The organism is Caldalkalibacillus mannanilyticus JCM 10596, assembly GCF_000615945.1.
In the GTDB taxonomy this organism is placed as follows: domain Bacteria; phylum Bacillota; class Bacilli; order Caldalkalibacillales; family JCM-10596; genus Bacillus_AT; species Bacillus_AT mannanilyticus.
Genome location: NZ_BAMO01000006.1, coordinates 84,068 through 103,382 on the forward strand (window position 1 = coordinate 84,068; position 19,315 = coordinate 103,382).

16 protein-coding genes, 3 pseudogenes and 1 riboswitch are annotated in these 19,315 nt (G+C 38.3%); of the genes and pseudogenes, 5 read left to right on the forward strand and 14 right to left on the reverse strand.

What is annotated here, in order from left to right:
* Positions 1–70: 70 nt before the first annotated feature.
* A complete protein-coding gene (locus tag JCM10596_RS05255; protein ID WP_025026219.1) occupies positions 71–2,632 on the reverse strand; it encodes a vitamin B12-dependent ribonucleotide reductase in 2,562 nt (853 codons plus the stop codon).
* A gap of 338 nt (positions 2,633–2,970) precedes the next feature.
* Here JCM10596_RS05255 and dat point away from each other — a divergent pair, with 338 nt between their 5' ends.
* Complete coding sequence (gene dat / locus JCM10596_RS24025; protein WP_034680573.1) at positions 2,971–3,807, forward strand: D-amino-acid transaminase; 837 nt, start codon at positions 2,971–2,973, stop codon at positions 3,805–3,807.
* 117 nt (positions 3,808–3,924) lie between these two features.
* On the forward strand, positions 3,925–4,680 hold the full coding sequence (locus JCM10596_RS05265) for a hypothetical protein (protein WP_148302513.1): 756 nt from the start codon (positions 3,925–3,927) through the stop codon (positions 4,678–4,680).
* A 123-nt stretch (positions 4,681–4,803) separates the two neighbouring features.
* Here JCM10596_RS05265 and JCM10596_RS05270 read toward each other — a convergent pair whose 3' ends face one another.
* The 13 genes and pseudogenes from JCM10596_RS05270 to gcvT all read right to left on the reverse strand — a co-directional run bounded on the left by JCM10596_RS05270 (position 4,804) and on the right by gcvT (position 16,326).
* Positions 4,804–5,634: a lipoate--protein ligase family protein gene (locus JCM10596_RS05270; RefSeq protein ID WP_025026221.1), complete on the reverse strand. Its 831-nt coding sequence runs from the start codon at positions 5,632–5,634 to the stop codon at positions 4,804–4,806.
* A gap of 108 nt (positions 5,635–5,742) precedes the next feature.
* Positions 5,743–5,901 (reverse strand): hypothetical protein, encoded by a 159-nt coding sequence (locus tag JCM10596_RS29465; protein WP_159102321.1) that lies wholly within the window; start codon positions 5,899–5,901, stop codon positions 5,743–5,745.
* Between the two features lie 48 nt (positions 5,902–5,949).
* Positions 5,950–6,231, reverse strand: a complete 282-nt coding sequence (locus tag JCM10596_RS27525) for a response regulator transcription factor (RefSeq protein WP_025026222.1) — start codon at positions 6,229–6,231, stop codon at positions 5,950–5,952.
* A 62-nt stretch (positions 6,232–6,293) separates the two neighbouring features.
* Complete coding sequence (locus tag JCM10596_RS27530) at positions 6,294–6,584, reverse strand: response regulator (RefSeq protein ID WP_025026223.1); 291 nt, start codon at positions 6,582–6,584, stop codon at positions 6,294–6,296.
* Positions 6,585–6,612: 28 nt separating this feature from the next.
* Positions 6,613–7,806 (reverse strand): sensor histidine kinase, encoded by a 1,194-nt coding sequence (locus JCM10596_RS05285; RefSeq protein ID WP_025026224.1) that lies wholly within the window; start codon positions 7,804–7,806, stop codon positions 6,613–6,615.
* Positions 7,807–8,270: 464 nt separating this feature from the next.
* Positions 8,271–9,512, reverse strand: coding sequence for a transglutaminase-like domain-containing protein (locus JCM10596_RS05290; protein ID WP_025026225.1), 1,242 nt, complete (start codon positions 9,510–9,512; stop codon positions 8,271–8,273).
* 89 nt (positions 9,513–9,601) lie between these two features.
* A complete protein-coding gene (locus JCM10596_RS05295; RefSeq protein ID WP_025026226.1) occupies positions 9,602–10,993 on the reverse strand; it encodes a DCC1-like thiol-disulfide oxidoreductase family protein in 1,392 nt (463 codons plus the stop codon).
* 53 nt (positions 10,994–11,046) lie between these two features.
* Positions 11,047–11,421, reverse strand: a complete 375-nt coding sequence (locus JCM10596_RS05300; protein WP_025026227.1) for a hypothetical protein — start codon at positions 11,419–11,421, stop codon at positions 11,047–11,049.
* Positions 11,376–11,768, reverse strand: coding sequence for a DUF5819 family protein (locus JCM10596_RS05305; protein WP_025026228.1), 393 nt, complete (start codon positions 11,766–11,768; stop codon positions 11,376–11,378). The genes JCM10596_RS05300 and JCM10596_RS05305 overlap by 46 nt, the downstream gene beginning before the upstream one ends.
* Before the next feature lie 75 nt (positions 11,769–11,843).
* Positions 11,844–12,152: a hypothetical protein gene (locus tag JCM10596_RS05310; protein ID WP_025026229.1), complete on the reverse strand. Its 309-nt coding sequence runs from the start codon at positions 12,150–12,152 to the stop codon at positions 11,844–11,846.
* Positions 12,153–12,392: 240 nt separating this feature from the next.
* Positions 12,393–13,857: pseudogene (gene gcvPB, locus JCM10596_RS24035) on the reverse strand (aminomethyl-transferring glycine dehydrogenase subunit GcvPB).
* Positions 13,857–15,203 carry an aminomethyl-transferring glycine dehydrogenase subunit GcvPA gene (gcvPA, locus tag JCM10596_RS05320; RefSeq protein ID WP_025026230.1) on the reverse strand — a complete coding sequence of 449 codons (1,347 nt, stop codon included), beginning with the start codon at positions 15,201–15,203 and terminating at the stop codon, positions 13,857–13,859. The pseudogene gcvPB and the gene gcvPA overlap by 1 nt, the downstream one beginning before the upstream one ends.
* A gap of 23 nt (positions 15,204–15,226) precedes the next feature.
* Positions 15,227–16,326: pseudogene (gene gcvT, locus JCM10596_RS24040) on the reverse strand (glycine cleavage system aminomethyltransferase GcvT).
* A 175-nt stretch (positions 16,327–16,501) separates the two neighbouring features.
* Positions 16,502–16,600, reverse strand: a riboswitch (glycine riboswitch).
* A 117-nt stretch (positions 16,601–16,717) separates the two neighbouring features.
* Here gcvT and JCM10596_RS24045 point away from each other — a divergent pair.
* From JCM10596_RS24045 to JCM10596_RS27540, 3 genes and pseudogenes are all read left to right on the forward strand, one after another.
* Positions 16,718–18,429: pseudogene (locus tag JCM10596_RS24045) on the forward strand (DEAD/DEAH box helicase).
* Positions 18,429–18,779 carry a YqhG family protein gene (locus JCM10596_RS27535; RefSeq protein ID WP_051541183.1) on the forward strand — a complete coding sequence of 117 codons (351 nt, stop codon included), beginning with the start codon at positions 18,429–18,431 and terminating at the stop codon, positions 18,777–18,779. Before JCM10596_RS24045 ends, JCM10596_RS27535 begins: the two are co-directional and overlap by 1 nt.
* Entirely contained in the window at positions 18,680–19,255 is a 576-nt protein-coding gene (locus JCM10596_RS27540; RefSeq protein WP_081791918.1) for a YqhG family protein, read from the forward strand. The genes JCM10596_RS27535 and JCM10596_RS27540 overlap by 100 nt, the downstream gene beginning before the upstream one ends.
* The last annotated feature ends 60 nt before the right edge of the window (positions 19,256–19,315 follow it).

A 19,315-nucleotide genomic window follows, 5' to 3' on the forward strand; every position in this document is an offset into this window, starting at 1 on the left:
TCTTAACAAAAAGCTGAGCTTGACTCATTGTCAAACTCAGCTTCTCTACAAGTATATGATAGGTCAACGACTATAGTCCACATTTTAGCTGTGCATTACAGTTTGTACACGTGTTACAGCCGCCAATATCCTCCACAGTTCCTTTGCGGCATATTGGACACGTTTCCCCTACTTCTGTACCATATGTCACCTTCGTTGAACGAAGCTCAGGAATGGTATTCACTACATATTGCTTTGGTTTTTCTTCTTCCCAATCCTCAAATAAGGTATCTGTTTTGGCTAAATTGTTTTCTTCAGCCGTGAGAGAAAGAACCTGAGCATCGCGAGAACCGTCTACATACACAGTACCGCCTTTTGCCCCTCCACGATGTAATCTCTCATACACACTTTGTACCTGTTGAACAGAGTAGCCTTTTGGAGCATTTACAGTTTTACTTAGTGAGCTGTCTACCCAACGTTGAATAATACATTGAGTGTCTGCATGCTGTTCAGGTGTTAATTCCATCGCTGAAATAAACCATTCTGGTAACTGATTAGGATCAGCCTGAGGGTTTGCTTTTAGATATTCTTGAACAATATCTGCTTTTACTTCGATGAACTTACCGAGCCTTCCTGAACGATAATAAGTAAAGGAGAAATATGGCTCGAGTCCTGTCGAAACCCCGACCATAGTCCCTGTACTTCCAGTCGGTGCTACCGTTAATAAGTGAGAATTACGAATTCCGTGGGCTAAGATATCTTGACGCACGTCTTCTGGAAGCTTCTGCATATAGCCTGTCTGGGTGAATCGAGTACGGAGCTCCTTGGTTTCTTCCTCTGTTTTTCCTTCAAGGAATGGGAAGCTCCCCTTTTCTTTCGCCAACTCAATAGACGCACGATAGGCCTCAGTAGCAATCACTTCGAAAATCTGATCTACTAATTGATTTCCTTCTTCTGAACCATACACCTTCTCTTCATAAATCAGAGCATCATGCAGTCCCATTACTCCTAAACCAACACGACGTTCCCCTTGAGCTTGTACGGTGTTCTCCTCTAAGAAGTAAGGAGTGGCATCAATAACATTGTCCTGCATACGAACTCCCACTCTGACCGTCTGACGAAGCTTATCGAAATCAAACTTCTTCGTCTTTTTGTCTACCATTGTCGCTAGGTTCACAGCCGCCAAATTACATACACTATACGGTGCTAATGGTTGTTCTCCACATGGGTTCGTTGCCACAACTTTTTGACCATATGCTTTGGCATTTGTCATCTCATTCGCATTATCAATGAAGAAAATCCCTGGTTCAGCCGAATACGTTGCACAAATACTAACCAGATTCCATAACTCTTTGGCTTTAATGGTTTGGTATACCCTGGTTGCGTATCCCATCTCTTCCCACTCACGTACATCACCGCATGTGTGCCACTGTTCATTGTAAGCCTTCATCTCTTCCGCGGTATAGCTTTCTACATCTGGGAAACGAAGGGCATAATCCGCATCATTCTCCACAGCTTCCATAAACTCTTTTGTTAGGCAGATCGAGATGTTGGCTCCTGTTAAAAATTCTGGGTTATTAACAGAATAGCTGCCCCCATCACTTAATTTTTGCTCTGCTTCTCGAACCACGTCAGCTCCAAAAATCGATTCAGATTCTTTGCTTTGCTTAACAATACTTTCATACATATCACGTTCTGTAGGAGTAAGTGGAGTAAATTTCAACTTCTCTTTTGCTAATTTTTTTATTTTTGAATCGTTTGTTTTTTCAATAATAAAGCGTAAAACACGAGGGTTTTGCATTTTCGAAATAATAAACTCAATAATGTCTGGGTGCCAGTCAGCAAGCATGATCATCTGTGCTCCACGTCTGGACCCCCCCTGCTCTACTAAATGAGTCAGTTTGGCAATATCATCGAGCCAGGACACCGAACCACTCGATTTTCCATTAACCCCTTTACATAGGGCACCTCTTGGACGGAGTGTCGATCCATTCGTACCTACCCCTCCACCACGGCTCATGATTTCCATAACTTTTTTGCGGTGCTCAGCAATGCCCCCTCGAGAGTCTTGTGGAAATGGCATCACATAACAGTTAAAATAAGTAACGTCAGTACCAGCCCCAGCCCCATAAAGAACTCTTCCTGCTGGGACAAAGTTCATATTCACTAGCTCATGGTAAAACTCATCTCTTACTTTCTGACGAGTCACTCCATCCTTCTCAACACTAGAAAGCCCTGTAGCGACACGAAGAGCAATTTGCTCATAGAAAATCTCTAGGGGTTTCTCTACTACATCTAGGGAAACCTCGATGATTCCTGTTGCTACTTGTTCCTCCGTTTCCAAAACACCACGAAACGCTTCGTCTACACAAACCTCAGCCATATTTTTACCTTTATCAAAAGCCTTCACAATTCCATACCCGCGGGCAGGAAATTTAGGGTCGTCTTTTACCGTTAATACAACAAAATCTCCAATTTTTAAAGTCTTTTTTTCGATATCTTTAAAAGAGTAACGATCAAGCATGACAAGTCGAGAAACACCTTCTTGCTTGCGAAACATATCAGGTGTAATTGGGTGCACTTGTTCAAATTCCTTAATGTCTTGATTTAGCTGTGCAATGTTTATTTCATTATTCATCATCATAATAGCCATTCAAAATCCTCCCCGATCTCATCATACTAAAACCATGTTTGGTTAGAAAATTATGTATGATCTCTTGTTGATACGTCTATTAATTTATCATAGATTAATATGAAAAACAACTACATATAGTATTTTTTTAAAAATAATATACTACATATTGAGTTCTAGAACGAAAGTTTTTTTTTCGTCAACTTCGCTTTTTTTCATTTTGCAGGATTATGTCTAATTTTCTCTAATATGCTCTAATTATGTCGATTTTCTTCATTTTTTTGAAGCTTGCTTTTTTTCTTTCCTTTCCTAAATCCAGTAGTGTACAATAGTACCATGAAATTGAAGGAGGCCAAGAGATGAGGTACATACTGTTTAATGATCAGCTAGTCCCAAGAGATACTCCGACCATAGATATAGAGGATCGTGGCTATCAGTTTGGCGATGGTGTATATGAAGTAATCAGAGTTTATCAAGGAAAACCCTTCATGATGCATGAGCATTTGGTTCGTTTATATCGAAGTGCAGCAGAAATTCGTCTATCGTTACCTTATAGTATGGAAGAACTACAGACAAAGCTAGAGGAATTGAAACAGAAATCCCCTGTAGAGGATGGCATGATTTATATTCAGATTTCCCGTGGAGTAGCCCCTCGAAATCATGGATTCCCTGCTTCAACGGTATCTCCACAATTAGTCGCCTACACCAGAGAAATGAAGCGTCCACAGGCTCTCTTTCAATCCGGAGTTAAAACAATTCTCTTAGAAGATATTCGCTGGCTACGCTGTGATATTAAAAGCTTAAATCTCCTAGGTAATGTCCTAGCCAAACAAGCAGCAGCTGACCAAAACTGCTATGAATCGATTTTGCATAGAGGAGAGCTTGTTACAGAGGGAAGTGCCACAAATGTCTTTATGATTCATAAGGGAACGGTCTATACTCATCCCGCTTCCAATCTGATTTTAAATGGGATCACTCGAACACAAGTGATTCAACTCTGTCAGGAAAAAGGAATAGAGGCAAAAGAAGAAGCATTTACGGTGGAACAGCTTCTTGCGGCAGATGAAATCTTCATTACCAGCACAACAAATGAAATTATGCCAGTCATTCAAGTGAATGACAACGTAATCGGGCAGGGAAAACCGGGGCTTCTAACGATCCAGTTACAAGAAGCGTTTGAACAGATGATTAATTAATAGATAATTAATTAGGGAGAGAGTTCATTGAGCAAGCATTACGTCTTATGGGTATTAATACTGCTAATCAGTTTATTAGCGGCATGTAATCAAACAGCACCTTCCACTTCTGAGAGTGTGAATGAAGTAAAGTCCCTTGCAGAAAATATTGATGAAGAAAGTTCTAATGAAGTAAATACAATAGAGTCAAACATTGATAACACTGAAAGTATTGAAGGAATAGAGCCTGTATACGATCTCTCATTTGAGAAAATTTCTACTCCAGAAATCCTTTTTGAAGAGTTTGAGATATTTGACCCAAAAAATATTGAAGAACTTATACTAGAGGAAGAACTTGATCCCTACACTTTCTTGATTTATAAGAAAAAACAACAACCAGACGATAGTCAACATTATGAATATCTAGGATTTAGAATAAACAGTCAAAAATCTACCTTATATGAAATCGGAGAGATTGGCTATGGTCCTGAGAATTACTCCATTGAAAAAGTAAATGTCTTGAATAAAGATTTAATTAAACTTTCAGGTCCTTGTGGTGCTGCTTGCCACCAATCTTATTACATGGATGCCTCAAACGAATTAAAGCCGTCTATCTTTCTCCATCTATCGTATAAAGCACTCGTTGAAACAGACCTCACTGGAGATGGGAGCAAAGAACTTATTTCCCATGGGGGGCTCCCCTCTTCTTCCGCTATTTATATTGAAGAAGATGGAGAAATCAAACATTCCTTGATCAATGATACCCTACGTAAGGCTGGCATTGGATACATTGAAGAAAACAATGTATTTTACGCCTGGTTTATAGAAAAAAATATAACTGCGATTTATAGGTATCAAGATAAGAAAATGCATTTTGTCAGGTTCGAAGAATAATGGATGTGACTCTTCAATAACTTGCATTGCAAAAAAAGAACATATCCTAGATAATGCAGACTAACCATCAGATGTTTTTTCTCCACCTGATGATTAGTCGCCATTGGCTCGGAAGTGTTCTTCTTACCTCAATAAATTCCATTCATCTCTGGAATATTTCTTCTCGACTAGTTCTGCAACTAATTCCTTCTCCTCTTTCGTTAGCTCTCCATCTTCTAACTTCACTTTAAACCCTTGCTCAAATCCTTGGCGGAAGGCTTTCTTCACCTCGTTCATAGTGACAGGATGAGCAAGAAGCTGGTTAATTGCTATGGCTTTAGAAGAGAAGTCTTCTTTTAGTCTATTCTTCACTCGCTCTGAAGAAAATTTACATACATCAAAAAGTTTGTCTTCATCTAAATCTAGTAAAATCGACCCATGTTGCAGGACGACTCCTTTTTGCCTTGTTTGAGCACTTCCTGCTACTTTTTTCCCTTCTACAACAAGCTCATACCAAGAGGGAGTATCGAAGCAGACCGCTGATTTTGCATCTTTTAATCGCGCTTTCTGCTCCTCGTTAGGCATGGAAAAATAAGCATCTAAGCCTAAGGCTTTAAAACCATGCAATAACCCTTCACTAATCACACGATACGCTTCCGTTACAGAACGAGGCATCAGGGGGTGAGATTCTGCTACTACAAAACTATACGTTAACTCCTGATCATGCAGCACAGCCCTTCCTCCTGTAGCTCTCCTAACAAAACCTAAGCCGTACCTCTTGAGCGCTTCAAAATCAACTTCCTTTTCCACCTTCTGAAAATAACCAATGGAAAGAGTTGCTGGATTCCAACCATAAAAACGAAGGGTCGGAGGCGTCTTACCCTGACTATGTAAAAGAAGAAGTGCCTCATCAATCGCCATATTTGTTGCAGGATCTAGTGTTAAACTATCAATAAACCTCCACGTTTCGTTCATTGTAACCGTCCTTTTCTCATATAACCATCTAAGTGTGCAGACATAACTATGCCCACATGGCTAAAAAGGTAGACCTTCAATGAGGTCCACCTTTTTACTTTATAGCAATCAATGTTCGAGCTTCTGACGACGTCCAGAAAGAACAAATTCATGCTTACAATGCCTATTATACGGCAGGTTATAATAAGCTTCAAGTCTACGCATCATGTAATTCGCATTTAGAACGACTTGTTCAATTTCTGAAGTTCTATTGAAACTATGAATCATCGGTGATCAACTCTCTAAAATCATTTCAGGTTCATTTTAATTACACAATTATCTAGCTCGAATCTTTCTTTCCATATTATCAGTGATATATCCATAATATATTCCTTTGACAACTGATTGTATTCTAGAGTCTACCCCAAGCTTTCTATATATATTGCTAATGTAATATTCTAAGGTACGTGAACTAACATGGAGTGATTTAGCAATTTCCTTGTTCGTTTTCCCTAGAGCAATATGATTTAATATTAGGATTTCGTAATCCGTCAGCGGTTCATCCTCAAGAAGTTTACTATCTCTTATTGTTAATCCTGTTCTCACAAGAAAAATCATCTCAACTAACCTATGTAAAGGATCGTTTTTCGAAACAAAAGCATTGGCCCCGAATTGAAAAGCTACTTTTCATAGAGATAATCGTATCCTGAATAGATTATAATAGGAATTAAAATACCTTGGTTTCTCAAGCTTTTAGTGATTAATAATCCATTCTCAGATTTTTCATCACCAAGCAACTTTATATCCATGACGATAACATTAGGTGAATTTTTTGTAAGATAGGAAAAAAGTTCTTTTCCAGAGTGTAATTCAGCAATTACATTTACCCCTTCTGTATTCCTTAAGTAACTAGATAATCCTGAACAAATGGCTTTATGATCATCAACAATTACAACGTTAATAACATCCATAATATTTACCTCCCTCCATTTCCCAGTTTTAATGAGTATGAAAAATCATGGTAACTTTTGTTCCACTTTCCTTTGAAGTATATATATCTAGATGACCATCAATTTGTTCTATGCTTTGTTTCACTGAGATCAAACCAAAGTGATGGTTTTCGACAAATGTCTGAGGATCAAACGAAACTTTAATACCTTTTCCATTATCAATAACGGAGAACATAATCATCTGATCATTTTTCTTTATTTCGACTGATAATTCAGTACATTCAGAATGCTTCAGGGCATTTATGACAAGTTCCTTTAGACACCTAAATATCACTTTCTGTTGAAGAATACTTAACACCTTCAACTCTTTTGCGGATGTAGTACATCTCCATTTTAAGATTGCTTGGCTAAAGAACAACTGATTACTGGTAAAATAGTATTCGCATGTATCTAGAAATCCAATATCTTCAATCATAGAGGGATATAAATCAAAACATTTATTTCGAATATTGCGAATCATTTGTTTTGATAGAGTTATTAGTCTAGTAATCTCGACTCTCTCAAATGAACCGCTATTTATAGCAGACTTATTATGTAAAGATTCTAAGTACATATTAATAAAAATAATATGCTGTAATATTTCGTCATGTAAATAATGAGACAAGCTTTTTCTTTCCTTGTCTTGGACTTCCAGTAGGAGTTTATTATCTTGTTTTTGTCCTGAAATTCGTATCATTGAGAAGACAAGCTTTTCTATTAAAATAATCATAGTAACCATGAGAGCTAGAATAGACCACAGGAGTGCTGCTTTTTTAAGCAACAAGATTAGACCTGCATTCATAAATAGGTCTACTAAAAATATAAGACTCCCTATACATCCAACCGTGTAGAATAAATAATTCAAAAGTAAAAGTCCAGTAGAACCGTTTAGAAAAAGGTGTTGTCTGATTAGACTTAAAAGTACAGGAGGAATGAAAACCAACGCAGAAAAGATAATCATACTTGTAGATCGCTGACCCAAACTTAAGCTTGTTTGTACCATAAAATTTCGCTCGAACAGATTCTTTTTTTCTTTTTCACTGGAATCTGTGACAGTGTGATATTTCTCAGTATGATTAGTACTCACGATAGAGGCATTAAAGTTACTAAAGTCAGAGTATATAAGGAATAAGACCGTGTAAATAAAAAATGGTACGTACAAAAAAAGCAAGATATACATCGACATTTTTGTTACATTATTCATATTTCCTTCACCTATTCTCTCAATATATCCCTTTAATACCTAAGAAACTAGAAACGTAGCGTGAAATGTATATAGATGTTGAAATAATTTGTGTAGCACCTTCCGTTATTTTTTTACTTTATGGCAAGTTCCATTAAAATAAAGTTATGTAATAATACACCTATAAATACCAATATAGTTTATTATACACTAAAATATGTAGGAATATTGTTTTTTTTTCGTAAACTAATCGCAAATTTAACAATAAATTCGAAACTATGGGGAGCTACACCTTTTTCATGTTCTAAAAACCTTGATCCCATTGGGCTCAGACTTATTAAACTCGAGTTCGTCAAAAGAAAAAAACCCTCTTTTTTGAAGGCTAGCCATAAGGTAGCTCTACCAATAACAAAAAAGGGATTTTTTTATGTTTTCATAACGTAATGCCTGACAATGACTACTCTTGGACGAACATATAAACCTATTTAATTAACAAGAATTCTAATAAGGCTTAACAAATAAAATAAAGACATGATAGACAAAAAGTATACAAATACATTCGTTTCCTTCCTGTAGATGGACAATACACAGAAAACTAGCAACAATATACCTCTTAAATGAGTGATCATTGATTCAATAACTGAAGGAACATAATTAAGAAAATGAAAAGATAATTCTATAGGAAACAATAGAAACCACAGATAAAATGACATTACTTTTATCCTTCTGGCAAACTCTGAAAAAAATGGTTCACTAATGTTCCACTTCCCTAATATATCTTCTAACCACTTCTTCTTAGGATCTTTCTCAAACCGGAGATAAACTGGCTGCATATTAGGGGCTGTTCCTTCCTGTGATTGAAAGCCAAAAGCAAAGTCATGTCCCCCATACTTAAATAGGGGATATTTGTCTGGCACCTCATTAATCATATATTCGGGTTTAAGTAAGAGATTAGCATCCAAGGAAAAGGCAACTCTTTTCCCCTCTATACTTCCAAAATAGTAGTCTACCTTTGGACTTGTTCCATATCTCAGTAACGATCCAAACTTGTGGATGATGGACTTGTTAAGAGTAGCCATACTACTATCCACAGGTATCCAACCAACCCCATCTATAAAAAACTCGTTCCATGCATGAGGATGATTTGCGCCGGCAGTCCAAGCTCCAAACAACGTGCGACAAGGAATACCTAATGAACGACACCACGAAGTAAATAAAAAGGAAAATTCTCCACAATCCCCAGATTTGTTCGTAAACATCTGTATGGCCCCACGTTCTTTTGGAGGGAATTTATATTTATAGTGCTTGAGCAGATTGTTAAATAGTAAGTTTGCCTGTAAAATCGGATCGCTCTCTCCCTGTACAATCTGTTTCGCTTCATCTATTGTTATCTGATTTATTGGAGATAAAGGAGTAGAACGCAGATAATATCGCCTTTCTTCCTCACTGAGCTTTTCTGGTGGCTCCTCTTTAGATATCCCCTTTTTGTCTTTATCATTCATTGAAACAAGCTCTGTAGAGTAGGCATCAAAGGAGTATTCTAGCTCCACTTTTTCTTGCGGTTGTAGTCGATAATATGCAATGATATTAGCATAATCTGACCTTTCTTCAGAGATGGCTACACTTTTTTTATGATACTGAATATTACGCTGACATCTAGACTCCATAGGAAGAGCTAGCCATATTTCGACTGGTTCATTTTGGCGGTTTTTATAAGCATACGACACTCGATATGTTTCTTTTTTTTTTGTAAACCAACTTACAATGCTCTTTTCCTAACATATTCTTCTTTTCTCTAAACATACATTTCTCCTTATTATTTAGCAATATCGTTCTGAATCAAACATTGTTCATCACAATGTGATGATGGGATAATCGTTCTTCTGCTTGCTATGTAATCATATAATTTCTGACCCACTCCACATAGTCTAGCAAGAAGTAATACTGGTAGGATAAGCCACATAATAGGAACTCTTTTGGACATCTCAATAAAAGAATCAATCCCCTCAGATATTACAGTTCCAGATAACTTTTTGCACAGCATTCTTTCCTCCGCTCTTTGTAGATCAATTCCATACTCAACAGCCACTTTCTCATCTCGAAACGATTTAAATTTAATCAATCGAAACCAATCAAACCGATGAATCCGCTCTACACTCTTAATACACATCGGACACCATCCATCATAAAAGACATATAGCTGTTTTTTTCTAATTTGCGTATCATTTCCAAGTCTTCTTCCTTTCCATTTTAATCCTAATTTAATTCTTTTTAAAGTGTTTAAATAATAATTTTTAATATTTCTGTATTCTCTGTCAGAAAACAACAATAAATCGATACTAATCATAATAAAAGAGAAGGAAAGTAGCCCCATTCCAATAGCAATACCAAAATGAAATCCAACAGCACCAAATACTACAACGTATTTGGTTACTCGATTAAATAGTAAAAATGGAAAGGCGATTTTCACAAGAATCGAAAGATAGGTAAAAACAACGATAAGAAAGTCTGACTGTAATAATAAATGACGAAAAAATGGAGATGAGAATTGTTCCACTTGTAAAATATAATAAACAGCCGTACCGTTATTCCACATCTCTCCCATAACCTGATACAATCCAGATGCAACATACATAAGACATAATTGAATAATACATAAAAGAATAGCTACATTATGAAAAATAGTTCCCAGCTGATACTTAAATTGATGTTTCCTTTCACTACGCTTACTCTTAAAATGTATAGAATCCAAGGAAAAATAAGCTGTATTGTTGGCAAACATTAAATAAAAAAGCATGAGCCGCAGGATGTTATCTCCCCCATCAGATATTAACACCGTTCTGTCTAACAACGACCAAAAAAAGATAAATTGTAAAACAGATACAACTCTCCCTTTGTACCCGATAATATATAGCAAAGATACGATGATCCCTAAGTGGTAAATAAAATTGAAGTATGCTAAAGAGTCTGAAAATTGGTAGAGTGAGATAGAGCCTGTCATACTTAATATATGTAAGTATTCTTCATGCGTCATCACACCATTAGGGGACCATAAAAATAGTCTTTGATTATAATGAATCAGATACGTATATAGAATGACTAGCCCAAAACAAATTCTGGTCAAGCTAGCACCGATAAGAAATCTTTCCTGTGACAATTTTTCAACCAGTGGTAAGCCATATCCGTTTTTCATATTAACCCCTAACATTCTCTTGCCCTCCTTATTCCCCTCTTCCAGTCATCATCTAATTAGATTGAATCTTAAAAAGGGGCACTAATAGATTGATAGGTTTGCTTAGGAAAATCAAAATATTCTTGATGAACATTATATTCGCTATTTCTCCTTTCCGAAAATGGGACTGTATCTGTAACAATGACTCTCAATTGTACTGATTCTATTTCATCAGCAGGAAATAATTGTTTGGCAATGGCAAAGGAGTAACGATAGATATATTGAACTCCCTGTTCTCTGTAACTATTTAGAGATTCATCCATTTCTGAAAGATTAGTTGTATTTGTATGTGTCTGATCCTTGTCACTCAATTGCTCTCCATAAGTATGGTCCTCTTTCTCTTTTTTGTTCTTAATTTTCAGAAAAATATCATCTTGATGAAAGCTCTGATGGATTCCAGACATTGGTACTCTAACAAGTTTATTATACGGGCTGATGATATTTTCTGACTGGCTTCAATTAAAGAGGTACTAATATCAATCCACTCCGAACGAATAGACTCCTGTTGATTTTCTGGTTTATAATCAACTTTCATTAATAACGTATAGTTATGAGAAATTGGCGAAGGGGCAAAAAGCTGCCACGTTTGCGTAAATAATGGATCCATATATGCTTTAATAAGTGGATTATATTTTGCTGTTATGGGATTCAAAGGAATGATATAGAAAACGGTCATGACGATATGTATCAGTGCCATACAGACTAATGGGTAAGCAACCAACCCTAAATAAATTTTTTTATTTTTTCCCATCGGATCACCAACTCCTAGAATAGATCTAATGGACCAATATGAATTTTTTTCCATCCACATTGGTCCATTATGTAATTACTTATTGAAAACGATCTCTACTCCGTTATCGTATGAATAATCTGGTACACTCCAAATGCCTGTGATTTTATCAAATGCCCAAGCACCTGCCGCTGCACCAAATCCTCCTGCAACCGAACCTGCAACTACCTTCGCTCCAGCAACCACCAGAGGAAACCATTCCGGGTTCATTTCGCTTCCACTACTCATAGTTTCGAAGTTTTGCTCTGTTACATACATCTCTGGAGTTGAAGCAAAAGCCGAGTTTACGAGAGAAGCACCGATAAAAACAGATAACGCTAAAATACATAAAAGCATTTTCTTCATTTTCTCACCTCCCATATTAGTGATGTGCTTTATCTAGCACAGTTTCATATTAAAATATTCACACTATTGCAACAATCGTTTATAACGCAAAAAGGATTGCGCTCTCACGCAATCCTTTAGCTAGGAAATGTTCTCCTTACCTCAATAAATTCCATTCATCTGTGGAATATTTCTTCTCGACTAATTCTACAACCAATTCCTTCTTCTCTTTTGCTAGCTCCACATCTTTACAATCGTTCTCTATTCCTTACTCCAGCGTAAAATTGGTTTTCTGGCAGCCATTACCTCATCTAATCGTCCGATCACAGTTGAATGAGGAGCTTCTTGTACAATCTCTGGATTTTCACTTGCTTCTTTGGCGATCTGAATCATTGCTTCAATAAATTCATCTAGGGTTTCCTTAGATTCTGTTTCAGTAGCTCAATCATCAGACATTCTTCTACAATCAATGGGAAATAGATCGTAGGTGGATGATAGCCAAAATCAAGCAAGCGCTTGGCAATATCTAACGTTCGAACCCCTTGAAGCTTCTGACGACGTCCAGAAAGAACAAATTCATGCTTACAATGCCTATTATACGGCAGGTCATAATAAGGTTCAAGTCTACGCATCATGTAATTCGCATTAAGAACGGCTTGTTCAGATACCTTGCGTAACCCAATAGGTCCCATCGTACGAATATACGTATACGCTCGAACCAAAATTCCGAAGTTTCCATAATAAGCCTTGACTCGACCGATTGATTGAGGACAATCATAGTCAAATGTAAAGCGGTCTCCCACTTTCTTTAATACAGGTTTAGGAAGGAAAGGTATCAGGTCTTTTTTCACACCCACTGGGCCTGCTCCAGGACCGCCACCACCATGAGGCGTTGTAAAGGTTTTGTGTAGGTTTAAGTGCACCACATCAAAGCCCATATCCCTGGTCTTGCTATGCCGAGAATCGCGTTGGCATTCGCTCCATCATAGTAAAGCAGACCTCCAGCCTCGTGAACCACTTCAGCAATTTCAGCAATACTTTCTTCAAAAAGTCCCAATGTATTTGGATTGGTCAGCATGAGAGCACATGTATCAGGTCCAACCACCTTGCGCAACTCCTCTAATTCCACCAAGCCTCTTTCATTAGAAGGAATCGTAATCGTTTCTAAGCCAGCAACGGAGGCTGTCGCTGGGTTCGTTCCATGGGCAGAGTCTGGTACGATAACCTTGGTACGCTGTACACCTTCACCACGAGCCTCATGGTAGGCACGAATCATCATCAGACCCGTGTACTCACCATGAGCACCTGCCGCTGGTTGAAGAGTGACTTCATCCATTCCAGTTATTTCTTTAAGATCCTCTTGTAGATTGTAGAGTAGCTCAAGAGCCCCCTGCACACTTTCCTCAGGTTGATAAGGATGGATTCTGGAAAAGCCCGGGTAACGAGCCACATCTTCATTTATTTTCGGGTTATATTTCATCGTGCACGAACCGAGTGGATAGAAGCCGTTATCAATTCCATGATTTCTTCGGGAAAGCTCGGTATAATGACGAATTAATTGAAGTTCAGATACCTCTGGAAGCTCAGCAGGGACTTCTCTAAGCATTCCGGCAGGGATAACCGATGTAATCTCTATTTCTGGAACATCATTTTCTGGGAGGGAATAAGCGATTCTTCCTTGCTTACTCATTTCAAATATTAGTGCTTTGTCCTGTGTATTATTCATTATAGAATCCCCTCCAATACTTGAGCAAAACGATCAATCTCTTCTTTCGTCTTCACTTCCGTCACAGCCACAAGCATATGATTCTCAAGCTCCGAGTAATCCTGACTTAAGTCAAATCCGCCAATAATGCCTTGACTTAAAAGAGCTTGATTCACTTCCTTCACAGGCTTCGACAGCTTGATCACAAATTCATTGAAGAAGGGTTGATTAAAGACAACTTCTACTCCTTTTACTTGGCTTAATCGTTCCTTAGCATAATGTGCTTTCTGAATATTGAGCATTGCCGCTTCTTGAACACCATTCTTGCCAAGAGCGGTCATAGCGACAGAGGCTGCAATCGCATTTAAAGCTTGATTGGAACATATGTTTGAAGTCGCCTTTTCACGGCGAATATGCTGTTCGCGCGCTTGTAAGGTTAGAACAAAACCACGTTTTCCATTGTCATCAACGGTTTGCCCCACCAATCTACCCGGAATTTTACGCATTAATTTCTGATTCACTGCGAAATATCCACAGTGTGGTCCTCCAAATGCAGTCGGAATACCAAATGGCTGAGCATCACCCACAACCACATCAGCTCCATAAGCACCAGGTGGTTGAAGTGCTCCTAGAGCAAGCGGGTTTGATTTAACAATGAAAATCCCTTTTTGCGCATGCGTCAATTGTTCAATGCGAGCAAGGTCTTCTAGATTCCCGAAGAAGTTCGGATATTGAACAATGACAGCTGCTGTTTCTCCATCAATCGCCGCTTCGAGTTGAGTTAGATTCGTTACGCCATTTTCTACCTCAACCTCCACAATCTCTATGCCCAAGCCCTTAGAAGACGTATGTAAAATACTGCGAGCCTCAGGATGAACACTCTTAGAAATCACAATTTTTTTCTGTTTACCTAACCCAGAAGCCATAGCAGCGGCTTCTACTAATGAAGTTAGACCATCATACATCGAAGAATTGGCTACATCCATCCCTGTTAATTCACAGATCATCGTCTGAAATTCAAACATGGCTTGAAGCTCACCCTGACTAATTTCAGGCTGATAAGGAGTATAGGCTGTATAGAATTCAGAACGAGAAATCACATGATTAACAACGCTTGGAATATAGTGCTCATACGTACCAGCACCTAAAAAGGAGGAGTATTCTAATGAATGTGCATTTTTGGCTGCTAACCCCATTAGATATCGTGTTAATTCTGTTTCATTTAATGCTTTTGAAACCTGAAACTCCCCTTTAAACCTCACCTTATCAGGAATATCTGAAAACAACTCGTCAATAGAGTTGATTCCGATCTCTTTCATCATTTCCTGTTGATCTACATCTGTCATCGGTAAATATCTAAATTTCACTATGCTTCCCACCTTAGCATCTATTATTTTGGACGTTTGTAAAACGGACTCTTCACCACAACCGCTTTTACGTTTTTATTACGAATCTCGATTTCCAGCTCTTGACCCATCGAAGCATATGCTGTTTCTACTAGGGCTAAGCTACATTTTTCTTTAAGGTAGGGGATTGCGTTCCTGTTGTAACCTCTCCTACTTTTTTCTCCCCGACAAATACCGGATAGCCATGACGTGGAATTCCTCTCTCCAGCATTTCAATTCCGACAAGCTTACGAGGAGCTCCATTTTCTTTCTGTTCCTTTAAAACTTCTTTCCCAATAAATTCAACTTCTTTATCTATTTTAACAGCAAATCCTAACCCTGCTTCTATCGGGGTAATATCCGCCGTTATTTCCTGACCATATAAAGGAAGCTTTGCTTCAAAACGTAAGGTATCACGAGCACCTAGACCGCACGGAAGAACCCCTTCGTCTCTGCCTACCTCTAAAATCGATTTCCATACCTCTATCGCATCTTTCGGAGCAAGATAGATTTCAAATCCATCTTCCCCAGTATATCCTGTACGGGATACAAGCGCTGGAATACCGTTTATATCTACCTGATCTTTAAAATGAAAAAAAGAGATCTCTGCTAGATTGACAGTCGTTAGCTTCTGTAGAATTTGTTCTGCCAGTGGCCCCTGTAGTGCTAGCTGAGCCATTTCATCCGACACATTCAAGACCTCAACGTCTCCTTCTACATGCTTCTGTAGCCATTCCACATCCTTAGAAATATTTCCAGCATTGATCACGACCAGATAATCATGATCTGCCTTCTTATAGACTAGCAAATCGTCAACTGTTCCCCCATCTGGGTAGCACATCGGACTATATAAAGCTTTTCCATCGACCAAGGTAGAAACATCATTGGTCACCATTTTTTGAAGATAATCTAGGGCATCTGGTCCTTTTACTGTCACCTCACCCATATGAGATACATCAAAAAGTCCTGCCTTTGTACGTACTGCTTCATGCTCTTCTTTAATGCTCGAAAATTGAACGGGAAGATCCCATCCTCCAAAATCAATGGTTTTCGCTCCGTATTCTGCATACACAGGATAGAGCGGAGTTCTTAATAATTGAGTCATCCGTACACCCCCAAAAACATTTTGTTCATTCTTATCCTTTTGCTGTAGGATACAAAAAAAGGACAGAAAAATACAGGGACCCTGTATTCTCTGTCCATCTTACCTGAGAGTTACCCTTATACATGATAAGGTTTCCCCTTTGGTGGTTCGCTATACCGAACTCTCTCCAGAGGTGCGTCATCCAAGAGTCTTTTTGCCTGAGAGATTCACCTATGTCAGGTTTGCTCCTTCGGCGCCACAGTAACTACCTTGTGGTCTCTCCTCCTGCAATCATTCGCGAGTATTCTATTACGAGATTTTGACTATACTATGTATGATTCCGTACAATATTTATCCTATCATTATTCAATGTTCATTTCCAGACATATTTTCATCAAAATCGACATAAAGGATGTGCTTTCTTGTGAATATTCCTGTCCATTTTAACCACGATTGGCTTCAAACCATGGAGAAAAAGATGAAAGAGGATGGGCCCTGGGATAAACTCGAACTATTTCAATTAGCATTGCAGGCAGAAAAAAACCTCATGATCAGTGATTTTGATTCCTTAGAGTGTCTAAAGCATCTGCCACCCTCACTCCTTTTCCGCACCAAATTGAAGCTGCACAACAGGTATTAACAGAGATGCACGGAAAGGCTATCTTGGCTGATGAAGTAGGGCTGGGCAAAACCATTGAAGCTGGACTCATCCTTAAAGAATATATGATTCGAGGCTTGGTGAAAAAAGCTCTTATACTCGTTCCCGCTTCTCTTGTTATCCAATGGACCAAAGAGTTGAATCAGAAATTTGGAATTGCCGCCATGGCGCAAAAAAAAGAGTACATGTGGAAGCAATACGATATTTTAGTCGCTTCTATTGATACGGCAAAGCGTCCTCCCCATTGTGACCATGTATTAGAGCAAGAATACGATATGATCATCATAGACGAAGCTCATAAATTAAAAAACCATAAATCAAAGAATTATGAATTTATCACTCAGCTCAAGAAAAAGTATTGTTTGCTATTAACAGCTACGCCTGTGCAAAACGAGCTTTCTGAATTATTTAATCTCGTTTCTCTCCTTCGTCCTGGAATTCTAGGAGATCCCGCAGAATTTAATCAGAATTTTGTTCAAGGAAAAAGAGAGTCTAAGAACAGTGAGCAGCTACAAGCCTTATTAAAGAAAGTCATGATTCGAAACATGCGTAAGGACGGAGGTGTTCACTTTACAAAACGGCATGTACATAATATTCATTTAGAGCTTTCTACTGAGGAAAGAAGGTTATATGATTCTGTCACTCAGTTTGTGCGCAATCAATATCAAGAGCATCAAGGCGTAAGCAGCGCATTCTCTACTATTACTTTACAACGCGAGATTTGTAGCAGTCGGGAGGCAACCTTTCTCACCCTCTATCAAATGTATCAAAAAACAGAAGAAGGCTCCCCTATCAGAAAAGAAATTTGGGAGCTCATGAGCTTGATCAAAGAAATTAATAACCATTCCAAGGCAAAAAAAATGGTCGAGTTAATTCAAGAAGTGGATGATAAAGTGATCGTCTTTACAGAGTATAGAGCCACTCAGGATTACCTGCAACGCTTTCTCTATGAGCATGGCATCTCTTCTGTTCCGTTTCGTGGAGGATTTAAGCGGAGCAAAAAAGACTGGATGACAGAATTATTTCAACAAAGAGCTCAAGTGCTTATCGCCACAGAAGCAGGAGGAGAAGGGATCAATCTACAGTTTTGTAATCGAATCATTAACTATGATCTCCCTTGGAATCCCATGAGAGTAGAGCAGCGAATTGGACGGGTCCATCGATTAGGACAAAAACGAGATGTACACATCTATAACCTGACAACCAAAGGAACGATTGAGGAATATATCCTTTATCTCTTATATGAAAAAATTAATTTATTTGAAATGGTTATTGGAGAATTAGATCAGATCATTGATAAAATGAAACTTAAAACCTCGATTGAGGATAACCTAACCGAAATCTTCTTAGCTTCTGAATCAACGAAAGAAATCGAGATAAAACTAGATAATTTTACCCAATATATTCAATCGATGAAAGAAGCTTATGTGAACGAAACGAATCAAATCGAGGAGGGACATTCCTAATGAATTCGGCTGAAATACGTGACTTTGTAGAGCAATATCTTCTTGCTCAGGAATGTGCAATTGTGGTCAAAGATCCAGCATATTTAACGACTCGGTTATCCATCCAAGTAGATAAAGATATAGCGAATCGACCTTATTATTGGATGTTCGTAGAGAGAACAGGTGCTGAACCCCAACCCATGCAGCTTACCTTTATCTTCGATGAAGAAAAAACCGGTGAACAGGTACAAGGGGAGCTGATTAAGTTCGGTTGCTGGAGCTCCATCAGATCTTTCATTCTGCCAAGCAGCATGGGCAATATATTCGCCTCTATGAAGAAATATCCCCGTCCAGTTCGACTCAAGGACTGATTCCATGGCTATTGCTCAACTATAAAATCTCATTCATCAGCGATCAAAAAAAGGATCTTTATTATCCCATTGGATTCAATCTGATCACAGGTCAAATCCTTACTCATTTTGATACGGTACTGACACAAGTTCAGCTTACACCCAAAATACCAGATTACCATTTCACTCTTCGTCCGATTTATTCTCTTTCATCTGCCACACAGCACATAGAACAGCATCTCCGCTCCTTTTTAGCAGAACAGGATCAAAGCTGGGCAGATGAAGCAAATCAACGTCTAGATGAGGAAATTGAACTGATGAAGTCCTTTTTTGACTCAACGAGTGAAGAGGATATGCTACTGCTTGAAAAAAAACGAGAAGAAATTGATCGTTATCGTCCTAAAATCGAAGTCAGCCCGATCAACGTAGGGATCATCTATCTCCAAACCAAGCTTACAGAAACCTCTTCAAAGCATGATTCGATGAAACAAACCTAAAATAGCTAAATTTCACCCGACAGGTTCCTACAGGATGTTTTGCATATTTTCGGTAAGATA

Bases quoted from the DNA above. Each gene is read 5' to 3' on its own strand.
- JCM10596_RS27530 (WP_025026223.1), bottom strand. From the start codon at position 6,584: ATGGATGTTATTAACGTTGTAATTGTTGATGATCATAAAGCCATTTGT.
- JCM10596_RS05295 (WP_025026226.1), bottom strand. From the start codon at position 10,993: ATGTTAGGGGTTAATATGAAAAACGGATATGGCTTACCACTGGTTGAA.
- JCM10596_RS05300 (WP_025026227.1), bottom strand. From the start codon at position 11,421: ATGTCTGGAATCCATCAGAGCTTTCATCAAGATGATATTTTTCTGAAA.
- JCM10596_RS05270 (WP_025026221.1), bottom strand. From the start codon at position 5,634: ATGAACGAAACGTGGAGGTTTATTGATAGTTTAACACTAGATCCTGCA.
- JCM10596_RS27535 (WP_051541183.1), top strand. From the start codon at position 18,429: ATGAATTCGGCTGAAATACGTGACTTTGTAGAGCAATATCTTCTTGCT.
- JCM10596_RS27525 (WP_025026222.1), bottom strand. From the start codon at position 6,231: ATGATTTTTCTTGTGAGAACAGGATTAACAATAAGAGATAGTAAACTT.
- JCM10596_RS29465 (WP_159102321.1), bottom strand. From the start codon at position 5,901: ATGATTCATAGTTTCAATAGAACTTCAGAAATTGAACAAGTCGTTCTA.
- JCM10596_RS05255 (WP_025026219.1), bottom strand. From the start codon at position 2,632: ATGGCTATTATGATGATGAATAATGAAATAAACATTGCACAGCTAAAT.
- JCM10596_RS05310 (WP_025026229.1), bottom strand. From the start codon at position 12,152: ATGAAGAAAATGCTTTTATGTATTTTAGCGTTATCTGTTTTTATCGGT.
- JCM10596_RS05305 (WP_025026228.1), bottom strand. From the start codon at position 11,768: ATGGGAAAAAATAAAAAAATTTATTTAGGGTTGGTTGCTTACCCATTA.
- JCM10596_RS05285 (WP_025026224.1), bottom strand. From the start codon at position 7,806: ATGAATAATGTAACAAAAATGTCGATGTATATCTTGCTTTTTTTGTAC.
- dat (WP_034680573.1), top strand. From the start codon at position 2,971: ATGAGGTACATACTGTTTAATGATCAGCTAGTCCCAAGAGATACTCCG.